Annotated in this window: 20 protein-coding genes, 1 pseudogene and 1 riboswitch; of the genes and pseudogenes, 1 reads left to right on the forward strand and 20 read right to left on the reverse strand. The window is 39.9% G+C overall.

The annotated features are described in order from the left end of the window. Positions 1 to 41: 41 nt before the first annotated feature. From ABIE66_RS14350 to pdxS, 15 genes and pseudogenes are all read right to left on the reverse strand, one after another. Positions 42 to 941 carry a sulfite exporter TauE/SafE family protein gene (locus ABIE66_RS14350; protein ID WP_370015195.1) on the reverse strand — a complete coding sequence of 300 codons (900 nt, stop codon included), beginning with the start codon at positions 939 to 941 and terminating at the stop codon, positions 42 to 44. Between the two features lie 153 nt (positions 942 to 1094). Continuing rightward, complete coding sequence (locus tag ABIE66_RS14355) at positions 1095 to 1727, reverse strand: NAD(P)-binding protein (RefSeq protein WP_289325200.1); 633 nt, start codon at positions 1725 to 1727, stop codon at positions 1095 to 1097. Continuing rightward, the gene (locus ABIE66_RS14360) at positions 1708 to 2469 is read right to left on the reverse strand and encodes a sirohydrochlorin chelatase (protein ID WP_370015196.1); all 762 of its coding nucleotides are present in this window, start codon (positions 2467 to 2469) and stop codon (positions 1708 to 1710) included. The genes ABIE66_RS14355 and ABIE66_RS14360 overlap by 20 nt, the downstream gene beginning before the upstream one ends. Beyond that, positions 2470 to 3246: a uroporphyrinogen-III C-methyltransferase gene (gene cobA / locus ABIE66_RS14365; RefSeq protein ID WP_289325202.1), complete on the reverse strand. Its 777-nt coding sequence runs from the start codon at positions 3244 to 3246 to the stop codon at positions 2470 to 2472. Between the two features lie 19 nt (positions 3247 to 3265). Further along, positions 3266 to 3481, reverse strand: coding sequence for a DUF3906 family protein (locus ABIE66_RS14370; protein ID WP_370015197.1), 216 nt, complete (start codon positions 3479 to 3481; stop codon positions 3266 to 3268). A 20-nt stretch (positions 3482 to 3501) separates the two neighbouring features. Beyond that, positions 3502 to 5127 (reverse strand): nitrite/sulfite reductase, encoded by a 1626-nt coding sequence (locus ABIE66_RS14375; RefSeq protein WP_370015198.1) that lies wholly within the window; start codon positions 5125 to 5127, stop codon positions 3502 to 3504. Positions 5128 to 5143: 16 nt separating this feature from the next. Continuing rightward, positions 5144 to 5743: an adenylyl-sulfate kinase gene (cysC, locus tag ABIE66_RS14380; protein ID WP_370015199.1), complete on the reverse strand. Its 600-nt coding sequence runs from the start codon at positions 5741 to 5743 to the stop codon at positions 5144 to 5146. Between the two features lie 43 nt (positions 5744 to 5786). After that, positions 5787 to 6935: a sulfate adenylyltransferase gene (sat, locus tag ABIE66_RS14385; RefSeq protein ID WP_370015200.1), complete on the reverse strand. Its 1149-nt coding sequence runs from the start codon at positions 6933 to 6935 to the stop codon at positions 5787 to 5789. A gap of 52 nt (positions 6936 to 6987) precedes the next feature. Beyond that, complete coding sequence (locus ABIE66_RS14390; RefSeq protein ID WP_370017047.1) at positions 6988 to 7692, reverse strand: phosphoadenylyl-sulfate reductase; 705 nt, start codon at positions 7690 to 7692, stop codon at positions 6988 to 6990. A 185-nt stretch (positions 7693 to 7877) separates the two neighbouring features. After that, a complete protein-coding gene (locus tag ABIE66_RS14395; RefSeq protein WP_072273036.1) occupies positions 7878 to 8021 on the reverse strand; it encodes a YezD family protein in 144 nt (47 codons plus the stop codon). A gap of 171 nt (positions 8022 to 8192) precedes the next feature. Then, a riboswitch (SAM riboswitch) is annotated at positions 8193 to 8301 on the reverse strand. A 274-nt stretch (positions 8302 to 8575) separates the two neighbouring features. Further along, complete coding sequence (ssuE, locus tag ABIE66_RS14400; protein ID WP_289335157.1) at positions 8576 to 9109, reverse strand: NADPH-dependent FMN reductase; 534 nt, start codon at positions 9107 to 9109, stop codon at positions 8576 to 8578. A 209-nt stretch (positions 9110 to 9318) separates the two neighbouring features. Further along, positions 9319 to 9906, reverse strand: coding sequence for a TetR/AcrR family transcriptional regulator (locus ABIE66_RS14405; protein ID WP_370015202.1), 588 nt, complete (start codon positions 9904 to 9906; stop codon positions 9319 to 9321). Positions 9907 to 10079: 173 nt separating this feature from the next. Further along, positions 10080 to 10825, reverse strand: a pseudogene (locus ABIE66_RS14410) (SDR family NAD(P)-dependent oxidoreductase). A gap of 168 nt (positions 10826 to 10993) precedes the next feature. Then, complete coding sequence (pdxT, locus tag ABIE66_RS14415) at positions 10994 to 11593, reverse strand: pyridoxal 5'-phosphate synthase glutaminase subunit PdxT (RefSeq protein WP_289325208.1); 600 nt, start codon at positions 11591 to 11593, stop codon at positions 10994 to 10996. Between the two features lies 1 nt (position 11594). Then, entirely contained in the window at positions 11595 to 12482 is an 888-nt protein-coding gene (gene pdxS, locus ABIE66_RS14420; protein WP_061463387.1) for a pyridoxal 5'-phosphate synthase lyase subunit PdxS, read from the reverse strand. Between the two features lie 133 nt (positions 12483 to 12615). Here pdxS and pdxR point away from each other — a divergent pair, with 133 nt between their 5' ends. Beyond that, positions 12616 to 14010: a MocR-like pyridoxine biosynthesis transcription factor PdxR gene (gene pdxR, locus ABIE66_RS14425; RefSeq protein ID WP_289325209.1), complete on the forward strand. Its 1395-nt coding sequence runs from the start codon at positions 12616 to 12618 to the stop codon at positions 14008 to 14010. 36 nt (positions 14011 to 14046) lie between these two features. Here the strand turns inward: pdxR and ABIE66_RS14430 are convergent, their stop codons facing one another. The 5 genes from ABIE66_RS14430 to ABIE66_RS14450 form a co-directional block, all read right to left on the reverse strand. Beyond that, the gene (locus ABIE66_RS14430) at positions 14047 to 15378 is read right to left on the reverse strand and encodes a D-serine ammonia-lyase (protein WP_370017048.1); all 1332 of its coding nucleotides are present in this window, start codon (positions 15376 to 15378) and stop codon (positions 14047 to 14049) included. 101 nt (positions 15379 to 15479) lie between these two features. Then, a complete protein-coding gene (pabB, locus tag ABIE66_RS14435) occupies positions 15480 to 17228 on the reverse strand; it encodes an aminodeoxychorismate synthase component I (RefSeq protein WP_370015204.1) in 1749 nt (582 codons plus the stop codon). 91 nt (positions 17229 to 17319) lie between these two features. Further along, positions 17320 to 18342, reverse strand: coding sequence for an LLM class flavin-dependent oxidoreductase (locus ABIE66_RS14440; RefSeq protein WP_289325211.1), 1023 nt, complete (start codon positions 18340 to 18342; stop codon positions 17320 to 17322). A gap of 93 nt (positions 18343 to 18435) precedes the next feature. After that, entirely contained in the window at positions 18436 to 19434 is a 999-nt protein-coding gene (locus ABIE66_RS14445) for an LLM class flavin-dependent oxidoreductase (RefSeq protein WP_370015205.1), read from the reverse strand. 288 nt (positions 19435 to 19722) lie between these two features. Further along, a complete protein-coding gene (locus ABIE66_RS14450) occupies positions 19723 to 21969 on the reverse strand; it encodes an AAA domain-containing protein (protein WP_370015206.1) in 2247 nt (748 codons plus the stop codon). Between the last annotated feature and the right edge of the window lie 107 nt (positions 21970 to 22076).

Genomic DNA, 22076 nt, shown 5'->3' on the forward strand with positions numbered 1-22076 from the left:
CAGACTATCTTTTTATTAAATCCGCTTCTTTCTAAACGGATTTAGGAAACATTCTGACGTTGTTCGATATGATCATGTTTTCTTGCTGTGGACATCTTATTGATGGTAAGAAGAATTCCTGAAAGCCAAATTACCACGATAGCTGTATAGATATATATATGGGCTTCAATCGGAATCCATGTAGCTAATAGGGTTCGTACATTGATTAAGATAATAAAACCCCCTACTAAAACACCCATTAATTGAGCAGGAAGCATCCTGACGAGCCAAGCTGCAATTGGTGCGGCAACCACTCCACCAATTATCAACGCCACCACCCAAAGCCAATTGACAGCTTCCCATCCAAGCGAGAGGATAAAACCAAGACTTCCGAAGAAAGCAACGGCAAATTCACTCGTATCTACAGTCCCTACGGCTTTCCTAGCAGTCATTCCTTTTTTTGACAATAAAACAGGCGTTGCAATCGGGCCCCAACCGCCTCCACCTGTTGCATCACAAAAGCCTGCAAAAAGGCCTAACGGAATGGATTGTTTTGCGGTTAATGGCTTAACGGTTTCATTTTCTTTTGACGGTTTGAAAATAAATAAAAAGCGGAATAAAACGTAAACACCAAGGCCAAATAAAAATATGGCAATGTATGGTTTAGCTAATTCGGCAGGCAGGTTGCTCAGGAAACATGCCCCTACAAATGCTCCAACCGAACCTGGGATGATCAAGCGATAGACCATATTTTTATCTACGTTCCCAAACTTTATATGTGAAGCTCCGGACACCGCAGTGGTCACTACTTCCGATAAATGAACGGATGCTGATGCTACTGCAGGGGCAATCCCGAATGTCAATAATAAGGAAGTTGAACTCACCCCATACCCCATGCCAAGCGAACCATCGATTAATTGGGCTAAAAACCCGATAAAGGCTAAAACGATTAACTTTTTCATGACCTTCCCCTTTCACTAAAATAGAACCTTGATAACATCAATCCGACGGTACAGTTCGCCTGTATAAATAGATCATTCAGGTTTCCATTAAGACACAAAGAGGCACCTAACCAATGGAATGACATGTTGGTTAGGTGCCTTCAGTTTTTCTGATCAGCCCAATGATATATTTTCTTCAGCTTCTACTGGCAAAAGCCTAGCTAAAAAACGAAATCTTTCTTTCAGGGAATATTTATAAATATCCTCTATTGAATCTTTCAATAACTTAGCTTTTTCCTCTTTTGAGAATGAACCATTTTTAATAATCATCCTTGCTTCGAAAAGGAATTCAAGATATTCTTCATATGATTCATCATATACTTCCCTTAAGTCATTGCGAATTTTTTTTGCGAGCGTTGGACTTGCTCCATTGGTGGAAACACTTATGGATAGCATGCCTCTATTCAATGTGGCTGGTATATGAAAATTACCTAGCTCATGATTACTAATTACGTTTACCAACTGACTTTGGGATGCATTCTCATACACTCGTTCATTAACTTCAGTGGAATTGGTTGCAACAATGATTAAAAACGCATCTTTATAATCAGTTTCTTCCACTTCTTTAAGTAAAACTTTAATCTTACCTTCCTTCTCCAACAGTTGAAAACCCGTGCATATCTCGGGGCTTACGACGGTCACTTCAGCACCAGCTTTCAATAAAGGGCCCGCTTTAAAGTAACCTATTTTACCACCGCCGATGATGACACACTTTCTGTTCTCGATATTAAGCGTAATTGGATACATAAGCTCCCTCCCCACTCACTTCATGAATTCGTTCCGATATTGCTTGTTCAATCTTTGGATGATAACCTAGATACCGGCAAAGTATGAATTTCTGCCTTCCAGTTTTTTGAATCTTTTTTAAACTATTTTCGATGGACTGCATTAAGAGACCGGTAAACAATAGGTAAGGAATGATAAATACTTGGTTTGATGGATATTCCTCTGCATAATCCAATGCTTCTCCAAAGCTTGGTGTGGCAGCTGTCAAATAGCACTCTTGCACACGAATTTTTGGAAACCTGTTCCTTAGCAATTCGGCCAATCGAGCTAAATCCCTTTTAACGTCGGGATCACTACTGCCCCTCCCAACCAATAAAACCAATGAATCCTCTGTAACCCTTACACTTGTTTCCTCCAACCGTTCCACTAAAATGTCAACCATTTTATCACTGACACCAATCGGCCTACCGTATTTCAAGTCTACGGCAGGGTACCGTTTTTTCATTTTGTTCAATATGACTGGAATATCATGTTTTGCATGTACGGCTGTTAGCAATAGAACAGGAATGGCGATTATTCTCGTCGCACCTTTTTGTACACAGCGTTCGTAAGCGTCTTCTATCGTAGGAGTTTCCAACTCTAAGAAGCAATACTCCTGAATGGTATTGGGTTGTGCCGCCATACAAACTTTAATAAAATCAATGGCTTGGGCTGAGGCTTCTTTAACGCGGCTACCATGGCATATGTATAAAATGGCTTCCATTTAAAAGGCCTCATTTGCCAACAAATTTTCGGTTTGTTTTGCTTCAAACCATTTAATTTTCTCTCGCAAATTAACGACATCGCCCACGACTATCATGCAAGGGTTCGAAATCTGTTCGTTATTGGCGGTTTCCACTATATTAGCCAATGTACTGACAGCTGTCCTTTGCGTTTTTAATGTCCCCCAATGAATGAGGGCTACCGGAGTCTCGGGACTTTTTCCATGCTCCATAAGTTTCCCTTGAATATATGGCAAGTTTTTAACACCCATGTAAATAGCTAATGTATCGATGCCTTTTGCAAGTGATTCCCACTTGATATTATCTTCTTCATCCTTTTTCCGATGCCCGGTAACAATCGCAAAAGATGAAGCGTGATCCCTATGTGTAACTGGAATTCCTGCATAAGCTGTAGCGGCAATACCAGCCGTAATTCCTGGTACAATTTCAAAGCTCACGCCACTTTTGGCAAGGGCTTCCGCTTCCTCCCCACCTCTTCCAAAGACGAATGGATCGCCGCCTTTCAAACGGGTAACGACTTTTCCCTTTTTAGCATATTTGACAAGGAATTTATTGATGGTTTCCTGCTGCAACAAATGATAATCCGGAAGTTTACCGCAATTAATCAACTCTACACCGTCTTTTGCATGATTCAATAGTTCTTTATTGACAAGTCGATCATATAAAATGACATCAGCTTCTTGAATGCATTTTAATCCTTTTAATGTAATTAAATCTGGATCTCCGGGACCGGCTCCTACTAGATATACTTTCCCCATTTTTGCAACCTGCCTTCCCTTAGAGAATTGTTTCGAATTTCGCTAAAACGAAACCTGCTCCATTTTTAATTTTCCTTTTTTCGTATAATGAGATGTCATCCACTTCAGGCATTTTCAAATATTGCTTTTCCAGCTCGATATCAACAAGCTCAAATGCTTTTTCATCTGAATCGGCAACAATGATGACATGGATCGGTTCTTCCTTGATAGTGACTTCAAAACGGTATAGATTCATGGATTGCTTACCTTCCCCTATTAAACGGCAACTTCCGCTAAAATATCATCTAGCTTTATTTGTAACTCTGTTATTCCTACCCTTTCCACGAAATCAAGGAAGGTTTCGGATAGAAGCTTTGTTTCTTTGAAAAATAGGATCAGTTCTTTTAGAACATGATAGAGCTGTTCAGCTTCCACTTTTCCTTTAAGTTTTTCATTGAACTTCCCGCCTTCATTCAACGTTCCTCCGACGTATATCTCAAAAGCCTCGACCATCTTTTTATCCTGGTTCTTCATTTTTATGCCTTGCAGCCCTATCTCGGCGATGGCTCTTTGACCGCAATTATTAGGACAACCTACCATATGCATCCTTACAGGTACATCGAGATCTATCTCCTTGTCCAGTGTTTCAGAAATGGTCCTCATTCTGTTTTTTGTTTCAACGAGTGCCAGGTTGCAATACTCGATGCCTGTACAAGAAACGGAATAACCAATGAATTTTTTTGGTTGATATGGAAATCTTTCAAAGATGGATTCCTGCTTTAATTCCTCAAGTTTTTCATCCGGCACATTTGGAATGATCAGGTTTTGTGAATTACAGTTGCGGATTTCACCATTTCCATATTTTTTCGCTAGTTCGGCAAACTCGATCACTTCGTCTGGATTTAGACGACCAACAGGTATATTGACCCCAACATAGTTCAGACCATCTTGCTTTTGTTTATGGATGCCGTAGAAATAACCTGCATTCCATCCCTTCACAGCACTTTCTCCCTTTTCAGGAAGCGGACCAGTGTATTCCAGCAATTTTTCCTTGAATCGTTCAGGACCCCAATCAGCGACAAGGAATTTCAATCGCGAGCGATGACGTTTTTCACGGTACCCAAAGTCACGGAATATCGTCGTGATGGCGGCCGCTACTTCGACTGTTTTTTCAGGTAAAATGAATAAGTCAAGTTCTTCTGCCAGCATCGGAACGGAGGATAGCCCACCGCCTACTTTTACGTGAAAACCAACTTCCGTTACTCCATCAATTACTTTAGTAGCCGGATTGAATGAAACACAGTTGATTTCAGCATTTGAAGCATTATGGATATTAGCACTTATGGACATTTTATATTTCCTAGGAAGGTTCGAATAGTCTTCGTTAAGGCGGAAATACTCAAATACATCATAAAGTACCTCGCGAGTATCAAAAAGTTCGTCAGAATCGACGCCTGCCAATGCATTACCGATGATATTACGTGTGATATCACCACAAGCACCGGCCGTAGTCATTCCAACCTTTTCCAAACGGTTTAAGATATCCGGGACTTGTTCGATGGTCAACCAGTGGAATTGAATGGCTTGACGGGTTGTAATGTCATATACATCCCTCCCGTAATCTTTAGCGATGTTAGCTAGAGTTATCTGTTGATCATAAGTCAGGATACCTCCAGGAATAACGACACGCATCATCCAGTAACCTGCTTCTTTTGGCCGTTGCAGGTATAGACCTGCCCACTTGAACATATCCCAATTCTCTTTAGGGATGGAATCAAAACCATTTGCAGCGTAATGTGGAATATCATCGAATATCTTCAATCCGTCTTTTTCCAATTTCCAGATTTCCGTTTTATTTTTAGCGATTAGTGGATTTTCCGACCAAAATTTCTCGTAAACCATTACTTTTCCTCCTTGATTAGATCGCTTTCTTTGCTGTCAAATAGGCGATTACCTGTTCAACGCACTCTTCAATGCTGTATTGGTCGGATTCTAAAATGATTTCCGGTTGTTCAGGTTCTTCGTATGGAGAGTCGATTCCGGTAAAATCTTTAATGATTCCTTTACGCGCCTTGTCATAAAGACCTTTTGGATCACGCACTTCGCACTCTTCGATCGGACACTTTATGTATACTTCAATAAACTCCCCTTCATCGAGTAAATCACGTACAATCTGCCGATCTGCCCTGAAAGGTGATATGAAGGCGGTCAATACGAACTGCCCACTATCCACGAATAACTTGGAAACCTCACCGATTCGCCTAATATTCTCGGTCCGATCCTCTTCAGAAAAACCTAAATCTTTATTTAAACCGTGGCGGATATTATCACCATCCAAAACATAACTTCGAATATTCCGATTATATAACTCTTTAGCGACCGCATTCGCAATCGTTGATTTTCCTGAACCCGAGAGTCCTGTAAACCATAGAACTGTGCTTTCATGCCCGTTCTGCTTCCGGCGGAGCTCCTTGGTCAATGACGTATCATGCCAAGTGACATTCGTACTTTTACTCATTTAATAATCCCCCTCTTCATGTGATCCTTCAATTTATGTCCAATCAGTTATAAACTTCATTCTTTTTAAGACCTTCGATCAACACCTCGATGACTTCTTTACGGCTAAAGGTAGCTGGAGGAATTTCTCCATTACGCAACATTTCCCTTACTTTCGTTCCAGACAGGATGACATGGTCTTCCTTGCCATGCGGACAAGTTTTAGCGGAAGCCATATTGCCACATTCTTTACAGTAAAAACTATGTTCAAAGAATAATAGCGTGATCCCTAACTCATCTGCGTTAAAATTCCCAAAGATTTTTTGAGCATCATATGTGCCATAATAATCACCCACACCCGCATGATCACGTCCGACGATAAAATGGGTGCAACCGTAATTTTTACGGACCATCGCATGGAAAATCGCTTCTCTTGGTCCTGCATAACGCATGGCAGCAGGGAAAACTGCAAGTGAGACGCGATCCTTGGGATAATATTTTTCAAGCAACACTTTATAGCTTTCCATTCGGACATCTGCCGGAATGTCATCGGATTTAGTGGCACCTACAAGAGGATTTAAAAATAAGCCGTCGACAATCTCCAATGCTGTCTTTTGAATATATTCATGTGCACGGTGAACAGGGTTCCTCGTTTGGAATCCGACAACCGTTTCCCAGCCTTTTTCAGCAAAAGCTTTCCTTGTCTCAACTGGGTCCAGATAATTTGCTTGAAATAGCGGACGCTCTATTCTCTTGACTAACTTTATTTCTCCGCCGACATATACATCCCCGCGGTTATATAAATTTTTCACACCAGGATGCTTCACATCATCCGTTTGATATACTAATGTCGCTTCCAATTGTTTATCGGGAGTGAAAATATCGGAAACGGAGAGAACTCCGTATGTTTCACCTTCATGAGTCAGCTTTACCTCTTCACCTATAGTAAGAGTTTCTGCAACTTCAACGTTCAAAGGCAGCGTAATCGGGATGCTCCATACATGGCCGCTGCTAAGTCTCATATCCTTGACAACTGTCTCATAGTCACTTTTAGTAAAGAAACCTTTGATCGGGCTGTAGGCACCAGTGCCTATCAATTCAAGATCACTTAAAGCTATTTCGTCAATTTCAATTGACTTTGTTATTTTACTAAAATCATATTTTGGTTCCCAAAGATCGATTAGTGTTCCTCCGTGCGGTAAACTGATTGTCATGCTAATTTCCCCCTATGGTTTCTATTGATTTAAGCCTATAATTTCTATTTATTTAAGATAAATGCAATCCGCATTCCGTTTTTTGGGCTCCTTGCCAACGGCCTGAGCGTAAATCATCTGCATTGAAGGCAGGTGCCGTACATGTTTTACAACCAATGCTTGGATATCCATTATCATGTAAGATATTATATGGAAGTCCATTTTTGTGGGCATAACGCCAAACATCTTTCCATGTCCAATGTATGAGTGGACATATTTTTACTGACTTGAACTTATTATCCTTATTGATATACTCTGTCAGAGCCCTTGTTTCAGATTGCTCCCTCCGTAGTCCCGAAAGCCAGGCTGTTGCCGTTGAAAGCACATCTGTAAGTGGAGTGATTTTACGGATGTTACAGCACTTATTGGAATCGCTAAGCCATAATTCATCCCCATGTTCCGCCGCCTGTTCTTCAAGCGTCAATGCTGGTTTCTTCATTTCGATTGAAAGATTTGGATATCGCTTTTTCACTTGATCGATCAATTGGTAAGTTTCCTCAAAATGAACATCTGTATCAAGGAAAACTATTTTTGCCGAGGGATTGACCTTCGCCAATAAATCCGTAAGCACGATGCCTTCTATACCGAAACTACACGCATATATCAGTTTGTTTCCATAATGGTCATTCGCCCATTGCAGTACTTCCAAAGCACCTTTTGTCTCACTATCTTCAGGAAATACAGGTAAATCCCCGGTGTTGAAATTTTCATAGTTTATTAATGCAGCCAACTTTGTAGCCCCCTCTAAGAACTTGCTGTATGTCGCTGGTTAGAGTTACTTTTGATCAATGCCCGTTATAATCTTCCCCAGTTTAAATGACCCTAGGAAAAAGAGACGAATCTAACCAATACTCTCTTTATATCAGTTAAACCCGCCTCTAGTTTTTCTAGTCAGCAGATACCTTATTTAATTCTTAGCTTTTCATTTCTTTCCATTTGAATGATTTTACCATCTTGGACAATAAGTGTAATCGATCCATACTTCATTGAATTAAGCATTTCTTGAAGTCGTTCAAATATTTCTTCAAGCTGATTCTCTTTATCCAAACCTGTTCCTCCTTTAAGAAAATCCGCGAATATATTATTTCACCGCTGATTAAATGAATTTATTAAATTTATATAATTCCAAACAACCTTAAATTGTTATGGTTTCCCAAAGAATTTTCCGAAAAATAAAAATCTTTCCATGATGGAAAGATTTCAAGGTAAATATTCTTTACCTTATCTTCCAAAATGATCAACATTTTGTTGGAGGTAGCACCTTGCATCCATCATGCAGGTTGCTGGACTTCAAAGGGCCAATTCCCTCCGTCGCTCTGGATAAGTTTTATTATTTTAAATATTAACATATATTTAATCCTTGTCAATGGAGTTTTCTTATAAAATAACTTGGTTTAATATTATGGAGGAACTGTTATTTTTATACACACTATTCCATTCATGATTTTATGTTCATTTAAATATGAAAATAGACTCGTCTTTTTAGATAAAGTCTCCAAAAAAATGAGTCTATTTTCATTATTAAGCTATTATTGATGCCTGTCATTCATTGAAAAAGTAATTACTTGAATTCCATTCCTTTTGTTGAAGTCGATTACTTATTAATTTCTTAACTGAATCGCTTCTATAAATTCTTGAACCTGACTCTGGACGCGATCAACTAAATTCAAGTCATTGATCGGGTTTTCTGAATTCTGTTTATCTATTTCCTTATCCACAAAATATATGCCCTGCAACGGCTCGCCTTTTAATATTGAAATTAATGGTTTAAGCGCATAATCAATCGCCAATAAATGCCTGTTACTTCCGCCAATCATAATGGGCAGCACTGGCTTCCCCTTAAAAGCTCCTTCTGGCAGCAAATCAATCAAGGCTTTTAATACCCCTGTATAAGAAGCCTTATATACCGGTGAACCAATGATGATTCCTCTGGCTGCTTGTATTTTCTCCGAAAGCTTTAAGATATCTTCGCTATTATATTTCCCTTGGAATAAATCATCTGCTGAGAAATCCGTAATTGAGTAATAAGCTGTGGTAAATCCTTGGTTTTCGACTAATGATTGAATATGTTTTAGTGAAATGTCCGTTCTTGATGGAATCGCTGGACTACCTGATAAAATTACGATATCGCTCATATTAATCCCCTCCCATATTACATGGTTTTTAGAATAAAAATCCTCGTAATGAATTTGTTGCAGCATGCATTTATCGTAATAGTCTGAAAAATATAAGTCAAATCTTACACTCCGGTTTATTAATTTCACAAGTAATGATTGCTTACCATTCAAAAAAACACGGTCATATTTGCGGCTTGATGCACAAGCCTTTTAATATGACCGTTTCATTATGTATGATTTTGTTTTCCATGAATACCATATACCAAAAGTTGTGCAATGCTCTTAATTCGTTCAGAAGTAAAATATGGTTCCTTTTTCTGTTGATGAATCTCATAATGTGTAGATAATGCCAATGTGAAAGAAATGATCCCCACATTAAAAAGGATAATATCAGAAATATATTGGATCTCTCCGCTATCTATTCTCTTCTGTATTTCAATATGCTTGGCATTCGGCTTGAGAATTTGATCAACATATTGCTTTGAAATATCTTGATCGAATTGTGTTTCCCGAAATAATATCGAAAACTGTTCTTTATTTTCAAGAACGTTTTTAATCATGGTGCAAACGTGATTTTCCACAAGATCATCAGTTGACAGATGGTTTGTCCCATCTTCAGCCTCCTCTTTTTCATTAGGAGTAATTGTAGCCAGAAGCAAATCTTTTTTGCTTTCAAAGTATTTGTAAATAGTAGCTTCGGAAACATTGCATGCAGAGGCAATTTCATTCGTTCTTGTCATGTCAAACCCTTTTGTCGCAAAAAGAGTCCGGGCTACATTTATGATTCGTTCTTTGGTTTGCTGCCCTTTTTTCAAAAATATCAACCTTCTTTTATAAAGATAAGACTGGTTTCACCAATCTATTTTACATGATATCCCGATGGTACCAATCGGTCAATATTACCTTCGATCTATTAGAAATCAATATTCCCATATATCGTATATAGAAAACATCGTCTAATTTGGACGATGTTTTCTTTTTCAGATAATCATTTAAAAGATGCATAGCCATCATCGACCATGGCTACACTTCCATTGATTGCATCCGCTTCTTCCAAGGATAATAAATAGACAGCATTTGCAATGGCTTCTGGCTTAATTAATTTACCGTGCATTTGACTTGCATTCAATTTATCGATGATTCCCATATCTTTATAGCCTTGTATGATTGGAGTATCAACACCGCCTGGTGTATTGCCTACTACGCGTATTCCATAAGCACCCAATTCCAAAGCTGCTGTCTGTGTCATCATTCTAACAGCACCTTTGGACGCCTGATAGGCAAAAGTCCCATGGGAAGCTAAGTAGCCAAACACAGAGGCGGTATTTATAATGACACCCTTGATACCCAGTTCCTTCATTTTCCTGCCTGCTGCCATGATGCCGAAGGCCACTCCGTGCTGGTTCACTCCAATCGTTTTGAAGTACCCGTCCATATCTTGATCGAGGATCATCCCTCCAGCACCAATGCCGGCATTATTAAACATGATATCGATCCTACCGTAGGCTTAGATCGCTTTATTGATTAACGCTTCAACATCTTCATGATTGGAAACATCCGTTTTAAGAAAAATGCCCTCTCCACCATCCGCCGTTATCCGTTCAACGGTTTCCCGTCCCATTTCTTCATTAAAATCCGCAACAACGACCTTGTCCCCTTTGGCTGCGAATTTCAAGCATGTCGCTCGGCAATTCCGCTTGCTCCTCCTGTAATAACTGCAACTCTTGCTGTCATATACATCCCTCTTTCAAAGCTCATAACAAATAAGTGAGTAATTACTTACTTATTTGTTATATAAATATAAAATAGTAATTTCAAGCAATATGTTATTTAATCATACCCTTTTAGCTTTTAGTGCATTAGAAAGAAAAGCTGTCCTAATAAAAGGACAGCTTCATTTGTTTAACAGGTTTTCAATTCGACTTTACATATGGATGTCTTAACCATTTCAATGAAAAGTTGCATGAAACGATCATCCCCTGTTAATTCTGGATGAAACGCACTGACAAGGACATGTTCTTGTCTCGCAGCAACAACATTCTCTTCATAAACAGCCAATATCTCTACATCTTCTCCAATTCCATCCGCAAATGGAGCTCGGATGAAAACGGCCTTAAAAGGTTCTTCCATTCCTTTAATTGATAATTCAGCCTCGAAACTATCCCGTTGACGTCCAAATCCGTTCCTTTTCACGGAAATGTCCATTAGTTCAAGATAGGCTTTCTCATCACCAGTCAATTCGTTGGCCGCCAATACCATCCCCGCACAAGTACCGAAAATAGGTTTTTTATGTTCGAAGAAAGTTTTGATTGGTTCCTTGAATCCATAACGATCCATTAGCTTTCTCATCGTGGTGCTTTCTCCGCCTGGAATGATTAAGCCATCGATTTCTTGCAGCTGTTCCGGTTTTTTAACAAGTATTGCTTGTTCACCGGCAGCATTGATTTGGTTCAAGTGTTCTTCAACTGCACCCTGTAATCCCAAAACACCGATAGTTATCATATTACCATCCACGTTCCTGCATACGTTCTGCTGGAGCTAGTTTGGAAATATCGATTCCTTTCATTGCACTGCCCAACTCTTTTGACAACCGGCCTATCAATTCATAATCTGTGAAATATGTAGTCGCTTGAACGATTGCCGATGCGAATTTTTCTGGATTCTCCGATTTAAAAATACCGGACCCCACGAATACGCCATCTGCTCCCAATTCCATCATCAGTGCTGCATCTGCTGGAGTGGCAATTCCGCCAGCTGCAAAGTTAACTACAGGCAATTTACCCGTCCGTTTGATTTCTCTTAAAATTTCATAAGGGGCACCAATATTTTTTGCTTCCGTCATTAATTCATCATCACTCATGATGCTCACTTTACGAATTTGGGACTGTACCTTTCTCATATGACGCACAGCTTCCACGATATTACCTGTACCTGGTTCTCCTTTTGTACGAAGCATCGATGCTCCTTCTCCAATACGGCGTGAAGCTTCGCCTAAATCACGGCAGCCACAAACGAAAGGAACTGTGAAATCACTTTTTAATATATGATATTCTTCATCAGCAGGCGTCAGCACTTCACTTTCATCGATATAATCCACTCCCATGGATTCCAGGATCCTTGATTCAACAATATGGCCAATCCTTGCTTTAGCCATGACCGGGATGGATACTGCATTCATTACTTCCTCGACAATTCGCGGATCTGCCATTCTTGCTACCCCGCCAGCCGCACGGATGTCTGAAGGAACCCTCTCCAATGCCATGACAGCGACAGCACCTGATGCTTCAGCAATTTTTGCTTGTTCTGCATTTATGACGTCCATAATTACGCCACCCTTTTGCATTTGTGCCATTCCTCTTTTTACTGTGTCAGTTCCTAATAATTTTTCCATTTCTCTTCCCCCTAATATTTGCATTTTTTAGATTTGTTGTGTTTAGTATAAAAAATAGTTGACCGTATTGAAAGTGTCAGTTTTAATTAATTTAATGGGGTCAGTATAATTTTATCTAAAAGGCGGAAACAATATGAATATGCTAACTTGTGATTTAAATCGATTTAGTGAAGTACCTTTGTACGAACAATTATATTCACATATTAAAAAAGAAATCATTGATGGCCGTCTTCTTTATGGCACAAAACTGCCTTCCAAACGTAAATTGGCAGAGTTCCTTCAGATTAGTCAAAATACTGTCGAGACAGCATATGAACAATTAACTGCTGAAGGATACGTTGAAGTCATACCAAGAAAAGGGTACTATATTCAAACATTCGAGGATTTAGAGTATACGCAAACCGACCAAGTTTCCTTGGAACAAATTAATGATAATGAAGGGGATTTACTGTATCATTTTCATCCCAGCCAAATTGACACGGAAAACTTCCCATTTGAAAAATGGAGAAAATACACGAAAAATAAAATTGATGAATCGCATCAAGATCTTCTTTTACTGGGGGATTCTAGAGGGGAATATGAATTACGATGTGAAATTGCCCATTATTTGTATCATGCACGTGGGGTTCAATGTGTGCCCGAACAGATCATCATTGGTGCAGGAATGGAAATTTTATTGCAGCAGCTTGTACTTCTTTTCGATAAAAATGCCATTTATGGTGTTGAAGATCCTGGATATCACTTGATTCACCGGATTTTACGCAGCTACCCAAATGAAGTCCATCCACTGCAAATTGATGAAGAAGGCGTAAAGGTAAACCCAATTGAAGATTCAAAGATCGATGTAGTGTATGTAACTCCCTCACATCACTTCCCCTATGGGACGATCTTATCCGTTAACAGACGGACGCGATTGCTGAACTGGGCTCAAGGGGCAGCAAACCGCTATATTATCGAAGACGATTACGATAGTGAATTTCGTTATAGTGGAAAAACAATTCCTTCCTTACAAAGTATGGATGCTGGTGATAAGGTGATTTACTTAGGATCATTCTCCAAATCATTGATGCCATCAATTCGGATCAGTTATATGGTTCTACCCGCTTCGCTGTTACAAATGCATCAACAGAAATTATCTTTTTACCATTCGACCGTTTCACGGATTGATCAACATGTGTTGACACAGTTCATGAAGGAAGGGGATTTCGAAAAGCATTTAAATCGGATGAGGAAAGTTTACCGGCGCAAGTTGGATAAAGTGATCGAGCTGTTTAAACCACATCAACAAATAACCATCACTGGTGAGCGGTCAGGATTACATATCGTCCTCATCGTTAAGAACGGCATGGATGAACAGACACTTATCCAAAAGGCAAACGAAGACCATATTAAAATTTATGGATTATCCACATATTCGATCGAAAAAATTGACGAACATCCTCCTAAAATCATATTGGGCTTTGCAGGGATTCCTGAATCTGGATTGGAAAAAGCCATTCACCTTTTATTGAAATCATGGGGTTTATAAAAAAAAAGAAGTTCACTGTCGTGAACTTCTTTTTTTTTAACTTTTAGATAAATATTGGTCCATCATATCCTTGGGTACCATGCTCCCGCCAGTCGCCCAGATGATATGTGTGGATTGGTTCATTTTATCCAGCAGTTTTTGGTCCCTAAGATATTTCCTTTCTTCTGGACCTGAAAAAAGTTGTATGGGTCCGAATGCTCCTGCGAGGGCAGATGGTTCTAAATAATAGCCTTCCGTCTCTGCCATCTCCCGGAGCAGTTCGAATAACCTTTTATCCTCTATGGTATAGCTGCCGCTTAACATGGTCGTCATCATACTGGAAACTAATGCTGAAGGTCTTCCGACAGCAAGTCCATCCGCTTCCGTCTTATTATCGATTCCAAATTCCTGCACCGAGACTTTGTCATGAAGGCCTGTCATCAATCCGAGCGTCATGCATGGTGAGTGTGTCGGTTCTGCAAAAAAACAATGAACATCATCTCCGAAGGCTAACTTGAGCCCATATGTGATACCGCCTGGTCCGCCGCCGACTCCACACGGTAAGTACACAAACAAAGGGTGATCTTCGTCAACTGGAATGGACATATCTTTCAGTTGCTTCTTCAGCCGCGTTGCAGCCGTCGCATATCCCAGCAGCAAATCCACCGAATTTTCATCATCAATAAAATGGCAATTGGGATCAAGTAATGCTTCCTTACGGCCTTCTTCTACAGCTTTACTATAATCATCATCATATTCTTTTACAATGACACCAAGACTTGTTAATTTATCCTTTTTCCACTGTTTGGCATCTGCCGACATATGGACTGTTACCTTAAACCCCAGCTTAGCGCTTATTATACCAATACTCATTCCTAAATTGCCGGTTGAACCGACTGCAATCGAATATTTTGAAAAAAGCTCTTTGTATTCATCACTCGCAAGTATTCCATAGTTATCAGTTAGTCTTAAACCACCATGCTTCATGGCAATTTCCTCGGCACGTTTCAACACCTCGTAAATACCTCCGCGTGCCTTGATAGATCCTGAAATAGGTAAATGACTGTCACATTTAAGCAAAAGTTTCCCAGCCATTTCAGTCTTATAGGATTCTTCCAATTTTTTTTGCATGGAAGGAATCTCAACTAGTGGTGATTCAATGATTCCCTCCATTGGTCCAGTTTCCGGAAAGGCATTAATCATATAATTTGCGAATCTATCCAATCTGTCCTCAGCCGCTTTAACCTGTTCAGCATGGACGATTGGGTTTTCTTGTTTGGCACCGTAATTTGGATTCATCCAAAAGACTTCATCCATGTTTATAAGATTTTTAAGCATTGGATCTTTCGTCTTCCACTCCATAATCGATAAACCTGCGATTTTATGCATCTCCACAGCAGTCCCTCCCAGTATATGTAGTATTCATCATCTACTATAACTCAACAAACTGCAATAAAGATTACAATTATCATTTTTTCAGGGAAATCAGCTTAGAATGTTAAATTCACTTTTAATTTCCCTCGCACACTATTAATAAACCAAATTTCCTCAGCGCTATTAAGGTCAGCCTTTGAAATGGGCTTTTCTTTGATTTCCTTCTTCCTGATTAACTCTTGACGAAAAGTTCCAGCAAGTAGGCCTGATTCCACAGGAGGCGTAAAAAGGTCTCCATTTATTTTCACCACTACATTTCCATTCGTGAATTCCGTGATGTATCCTTCTTCATTCCAAAGTAGAACGTCATGGAAGTCAGGATTATTCATTTGAAAGCCTTCATATACATCACGATTTGTCGTCTTATGAAAAAGAAAGGGATTTCCGCTTGATATTGGAGTTTCAGCCAAGATAGCTGTTAATTCTGAATCAAGGGGCTTAATTGCTTGTCCGGAGACTTCAATTTCACCATATTCATTAAGTAGTACCCTTACCTTTTGCAACGTGCCTTTATTCATATCCGCATACTTTTGGAGTTGATCTCTAAGTTTCAATTCAGAGAACCGATAATTAAAGTAATCAGCGGATTGTTTCATCCGATCGATATGATCATTCAACAAATCATATTCTCCATCGTTGAGCTTGATCGATTCCAATAGTTTGTATGCAGGACTTTCCACTGACAATAATTTGGCCTTTAAAAAGGCTTCGTCATATTCTTCCGTTAACTCGGAATCCCAAGTGATTCCCCCGCCTACCCCATACTCGGCTTTACCTGTTTCCTTTTCGATCACTACCGTACGAATCGGCACATTAAAAACGGCTTCGGAATCAGGAGTGATAAACCCGATTGCACCGCAATAAACTTCACGTGGGGAATTTTCGATATCAGTGATGATTTCCATCGTTTTTATTTTAGGTGCCCCTGTTATCGATCCACATGGAAAAAGGGCCTTGAATATATCAATGATTGTTGTTCCGGGTTTCGTATCGGCTGTTATCGTGGATGTCATTTGCCAAACGGTCGGATATTTTTCAATTGCCTTTAGTTGTGGAACCTCGACACTTCCTGGTTCTGCAATCATTCCCAAATCATTTCTGAGCAGGTCCACAATCATGTAGTTTTCAGCTTGATTCTTTTCCGAGGCTGCTAACCAGTCTGCATTGAGTTGATCCATTTTCAGTGTCGTTCCCCGCTTTACCGTTCCTTTCATTGGTCGAGTAATCAGCTGACCATCTTCCCAACGGAAAAACAACTCAGGTGAAGCAGAGAGGATTCGATGTGTCCCCACATTCAAATATGCACTATAGTTCGAGCGTTGAGCTCTCTTCAAGCGATCAAAGAAAGCGAAGTCATCTCCTTCGAACTTGGATTGCAAACGCATCGTATAATTCACTTGGTACGTATTGCCTTTCTCAATTTCTGATTTTATTCTTTGAAACCCGGAATGATAGGTATTTGAATCCGTTTCTGATTGCCATTCAGCCAAATTAAAGGTCCCTGTCATTTTTCCAGGTAATTGTTCTTCCGGTTTATCAAAAATTCCGAACCATAATAATGGCATTTTGGCTCCATCTTTTACTTTAAAAGATTTTTCAAAAGCAGGTGCAGCTTCATAGGAAACATATCCCGCTGCGTAATGCCCCTGTTCGATCGCTTCCTGGACTTTTTGAAATTGAGGAAGGACATCCCCAATGGAATGGGCGGTGAACACTTTTTTCGGGTTCGTAAAATAGAGTGGCCTGCTGTCACCTTGTTTATCTGTGAAGTGAAATACTAAGAATAAAGGATCTTCTCGTTTCATTCTTTTCTCCTAACTTTGTTTATAAAGTCAATCGTTATGTATTTTTAAAAAAGCTTGCAGATACGTAATCTGCAAGCTCATTCAATGACACTTATTTCATTCCAGTCACTTCTGCAATGATTTCATAAGAACGAAGGCGTGCATCCTGATCATAAATGGCAGAGTTTATAATCATTTCATCCGCCTGGGTTTCATCTAAAAAGGTCTGCAACTGCTCTTTTACCTCTTCCGGATTTCCTATAATGGAGGCATTCAGTTGTTTCATGACAATGGCCTTTTCATATTCTGTCCAAATGCCTTCCATCGTATCAACTGGAGGAGCAAGTTGTCCTGGTGTATTACGGATCAAATTCAAGAATTGCTGTTGATAAGATGTAGCAATCCTTTGTGCTTCTTCCGAAGAATCTGCTGCAAAAACATTGACACCAACCATGACATAAGGTTTATCGAGAACGTCTGATGGTTGGAAATTATTGCGGTAACGAGCTAAAGCTGGTTGGGTATTTTCAGGGGAAAAATGGCTTGCAAATGAAAATGGCAATCCCAGCTGAGCTGATAATGCTGCACTGAAGCCACTTGAACCAAGCAGCCAAATCGGAATGTCCTGTCCTTCTCCAGGGATGGCACGAACACGATTATGTTTAGAATCCGCATCCAAATAGCTGCGGAGCTGTGCTAATTGTTCAGGAAAATCCTGACCGTTATTACGTACATCACCCCGGAGAGCCATGGCCGTATATTGGTCGCTTCCCGGAGCTCGCCCAAGTCCCAAATCTATTCTACCAGGATACATTGCTTCCAATGTTCCAAATTGTTCTGCGATAACAAGTGGTGCATGATTCGGCAGCATTATGCCACCAGAACCCACACGAATTCTTTCCGTCTTTCCTGCCACATAGCCTATAAGCACTGACGTTGCAGAGCTTGCGATCCCTGGCATGCTATGGTGTTCAGCAACCCAGAAACGGTTATAATTCCATTGCTCCACATGCTTGGCTAAATCTATTGTATTTTTAAAAGCTCCCGAAACTGTACCACCCTCAACAATAGAAGCTAGGTCCAGAACGGAAAAAGAAATGTCGCTAAGTTTTTTTGCATGTTGATCAGCATTCATATCTTCATCTTCTTTCTTTCAATTATGATAAATTGGACGCAAAGCCATCATATAGAAAATGCACACAAAATGCACACAAAATGCTCGAAGGGTTTAACTGTTAAGAATTTCCCTGGCAATCAAACGAAACGAATTAAGCCTATCCTCCAACTTATGGGTGATGGTCATCAGCATGATTTCATCTGCTAGATATTTCTCTTGAATCTCCAAAAGACGATACTTCACTTGTGAAGGTGTACCAAAAATCAGTTTTTCATGCATGGTTTCCATCAGTGCTTTTTCTTTTTCAGTCCAAACATGATTCCTTACCTCTTCTATGCTTGGAACCTGCCTTCTTTCCCCTTGTCCACTTTGAATTTTCCATAGGGTGTTGCTAAGAGCGATTTCTTTTGCAAGGTCCTCGGTTTCCGCACATATGGCAGCAACCGTAACGATTGTTTTAGGAGCTTTAAGTAACCCTTTCGATAGGAAGTTATCACGGTATTGCTGAAAACTCTGCACTCCATCATTTTCACTCATAAATTCACCAAATGCGTATGCAGTACCATTCTCAGCGGCAAGTTTTGCGCTTTTCCCGCTTGTTCCCAATATCCATGGTTCAGGAGATACCTTTGGGATAGGAGCAGCAGAAACATTTGAATAGGGATGTTCTTTCGGAAATTCATCTCTAAGAAAATTCAACAGTTCCTTAACAAGTTCAGGCATTTTGTAAACATTCTGAAGAAAATTATCGGATAAGGCCATCGTAGCTTCCGCAGATCCACCAGGAGCGCGTCCCAGTCCCATATCAATCCTGCCTGGAAAAAGGGTCGCAAGCATATTATAAGTCTCCGCTATCCGATATGGCTTATAATGCGGAAGCAGCACTGCCCCAGATCCAATTCGGATATTTTTGGTTTGCGCAGCAATATAGCTTATCAACACCTCTGGAACGGAACAGGCCAATCCCGGCAGATCATGATGTTCAGTAAACCAGATTCTGCTATAACCTAGCCTATCGCCTTCTTGAGCAAGTTGCAGTGAGGCCTGTAATGCTTCTTGTGCAGATTGTCCGGATGCAATTGGGGATTGATCTAATATACCCAGTTTCATTTTATCCCTCCCTTCTTGTCTTTCGTAACTTAATAGTAAATCATAACTATTAGAAAGTCGCATGAAAAGCTTGCTATGTTATTGTAGTTTGCAGCCTTTAGCGGAAATTATAAGGAGTTGAATCCAGATTCGGGATTATGGATGAATTATATATTCTGACGAGGTCTTTGTTTTAATATATTAATTTTAGTAGATGACTCAAGAGAATAACATATATTCTAGCGAGGTATTTTAAGGAATATACATTTTATAAAATAAAAAAGCCCTATAAAAGGGCCTTTTCCGGAGCTATTCATTTTTTTTGAATTGAGATAGTAATTCATCAGCCATTATTTGCGAATCCAAACGAGCCGCTATAAATGGGGGCTGTATCCGATTATTGGACTCTACGGGCAAACCTAACCAGGTAACTCGTTTATCAAAGATGATAAACGAAAAGGAAACCGGTGAACAAATAAAATGATCAGAATTTATATCAGGGTTTCTTTTTACTGATATAATCGTCAATTTCACTGCTGGGTTTCGTTTCATTAAGTATAGCTTCCATTCTTCTGACAAACTGTTTAAATCCGGCACTGCCATAACCATCTCTTGTTTTGCCGACTCAATATCTTCCAGAAAATCACCCAATTTACGGGCATGCATCCATTGCAATTTTGGGTGCTGGTGTTTAACCCATTTTCCAATGTCTTTCTTTGACACAAACTGATCATTTTGAATTTGATGATCGACAAGCTGACGGAGTGTTTTGCTGCGATAAACGTGTTTGTTAACAAATGAAGTGTCACATACATGTACAAACTTCCCTTTCGTCCTTGTTATTGCCACGTTAATGAGCCTTTCACTTTCTCTCCCTGTCAATAACATTCCAGCCCTGTTTTGCGGATAACTATCAACTGTGTCAAAAATCATCATTTCACGTTCACTTCCCTGAAAACGGTGTACAGTTGCTGCGATGATATCAGCTGTTTGCCGTTCTTTGACATATAAGTCATCCAATAGTTTTTCCATCAAGTCTGCCTGAGCACGATATGGGGCGACATAACCAATTGACCTTGTCCCGCCTATATACGCTTCATGAATCAGTTGAAAAGATAAAAGCAATTGCCAAAGATTCATTCTCGAGTGGGAAGTGCGTTCAGTTATGCAATATTCCCCTGATAAGCTAGTATCGACTAGTGCGGCTGCCTTATTGGCAAACGGTTCCGCCAGCATTATGCTCTCCCTGCTAGTCGCAACACTTTCATGATCCCCAACAAAATTGTTATAGACGATACGATTAGTGAATGCAGAAATATCAGGATGCATGCGGCGCTGTTCTTTTAACAGGAATAAATGAGGATGAAGTTCTCCTTCTTCCACAGATTGAGCGACACCGGACCGATGGAAGATGTCTTCCTTCAGCCAAAGTTTCACGAGTGAATCACGAGCGGAAGCAATAGGCGGCAATTGTTTGAAATCACCACAAACGATAATATGTTTGGATATCGCTGCAGCAAATGCCACCTGTGGTACGTAAGCCATGCTCGCTTCGTCCAAAATGACCAGATCATATTCCTTTTGATAAATCGTTTCGTCATTTGCGGCTTTAGCCAAGGTCGTACCGATGATTTTTGCCTCTTTTACTAATTGAACCTCTTTTTGGCGGATTTTCTCCAAAACTTTGGCCAGTTTTTTTTCTATCTCGATTAATTGATCCGTATCCCTTTTACTGAAGGAGCCAGCCAAGTCATGTTTTAATAAACGTTTCTCTTCTCCGAGCTGTTCTTTTTCTTTAACCAATGTCGGTTCATGTTTACCTAATAATTGTCCCGTAACTATATCATCATGGATGGCTAGAGATTCACCGATTTGAGACCCATAGCGAAGCACATCGCCTTCTTTGAAACGATCTTTCTTTTTAATGAATGAAGAAATCTCAGCCATCAAAACATCTACAGCCTGGTTGCTATGAGACAAGACCAACACTTTTTTATCTTGTAAATAATGATTGGCTACTGTACGTGCAAGCGTATAGGTTTTTCCTGTTCCAGGGGGTCCCCAGACAAAAGTGACAGGATTGAACTTCGAACGGGCATATAGCTCTTTCACACTGCTTAGTTTTTCGTTAACAGGATGTTTTTGGGGCATGGATGGGTCCATCAGGCGCTTGATCCGAAGCCTTTTCTTTTTACTTCTCTTGATTTCATCCAAGCGGATAATCAATTGTTCTAGCAATTCCCATGGATCATGGAATAAAAAGGCTTCACCGATCATATCGCCTAACGAGCGGTCAAATACGATAATTATACTTTTCCCTTCCGATGAGAGGATCCTTCCATCCTGTTTAATTCCTCCCCATTCCAGTCGAACGAGGGAACCGACAGGAATTTTTATCGATGAACCTGTTTCAAAATAATAGCTGAAAGAACCATCACTTGTAAGCAGATGGCCGTTCGAAACCAGGTATTTTGTGCTGCCGTATTTTTTTAAATGCAGGATTTCAAGTTGTAGGGCCTGCTGCCATTCTTTTATATAATTAACTGTTGAATTCATTTTTCACTTTCCTCACAAAATATGCCATTGAAGTTTAAAGAAACTGGCCTAAAGCTCCGATGTAGAAAATATCTGTCCCTATGACCTTTTTCGCGCATTATTCGTTT

Source organism: Peribacillus sp. B2I2 (assembly GCF_041261685.1).
GTDB lineage: Bacteria > Bacillota > Bacilli > Bacillales > DSM-1321 > Peribacillus.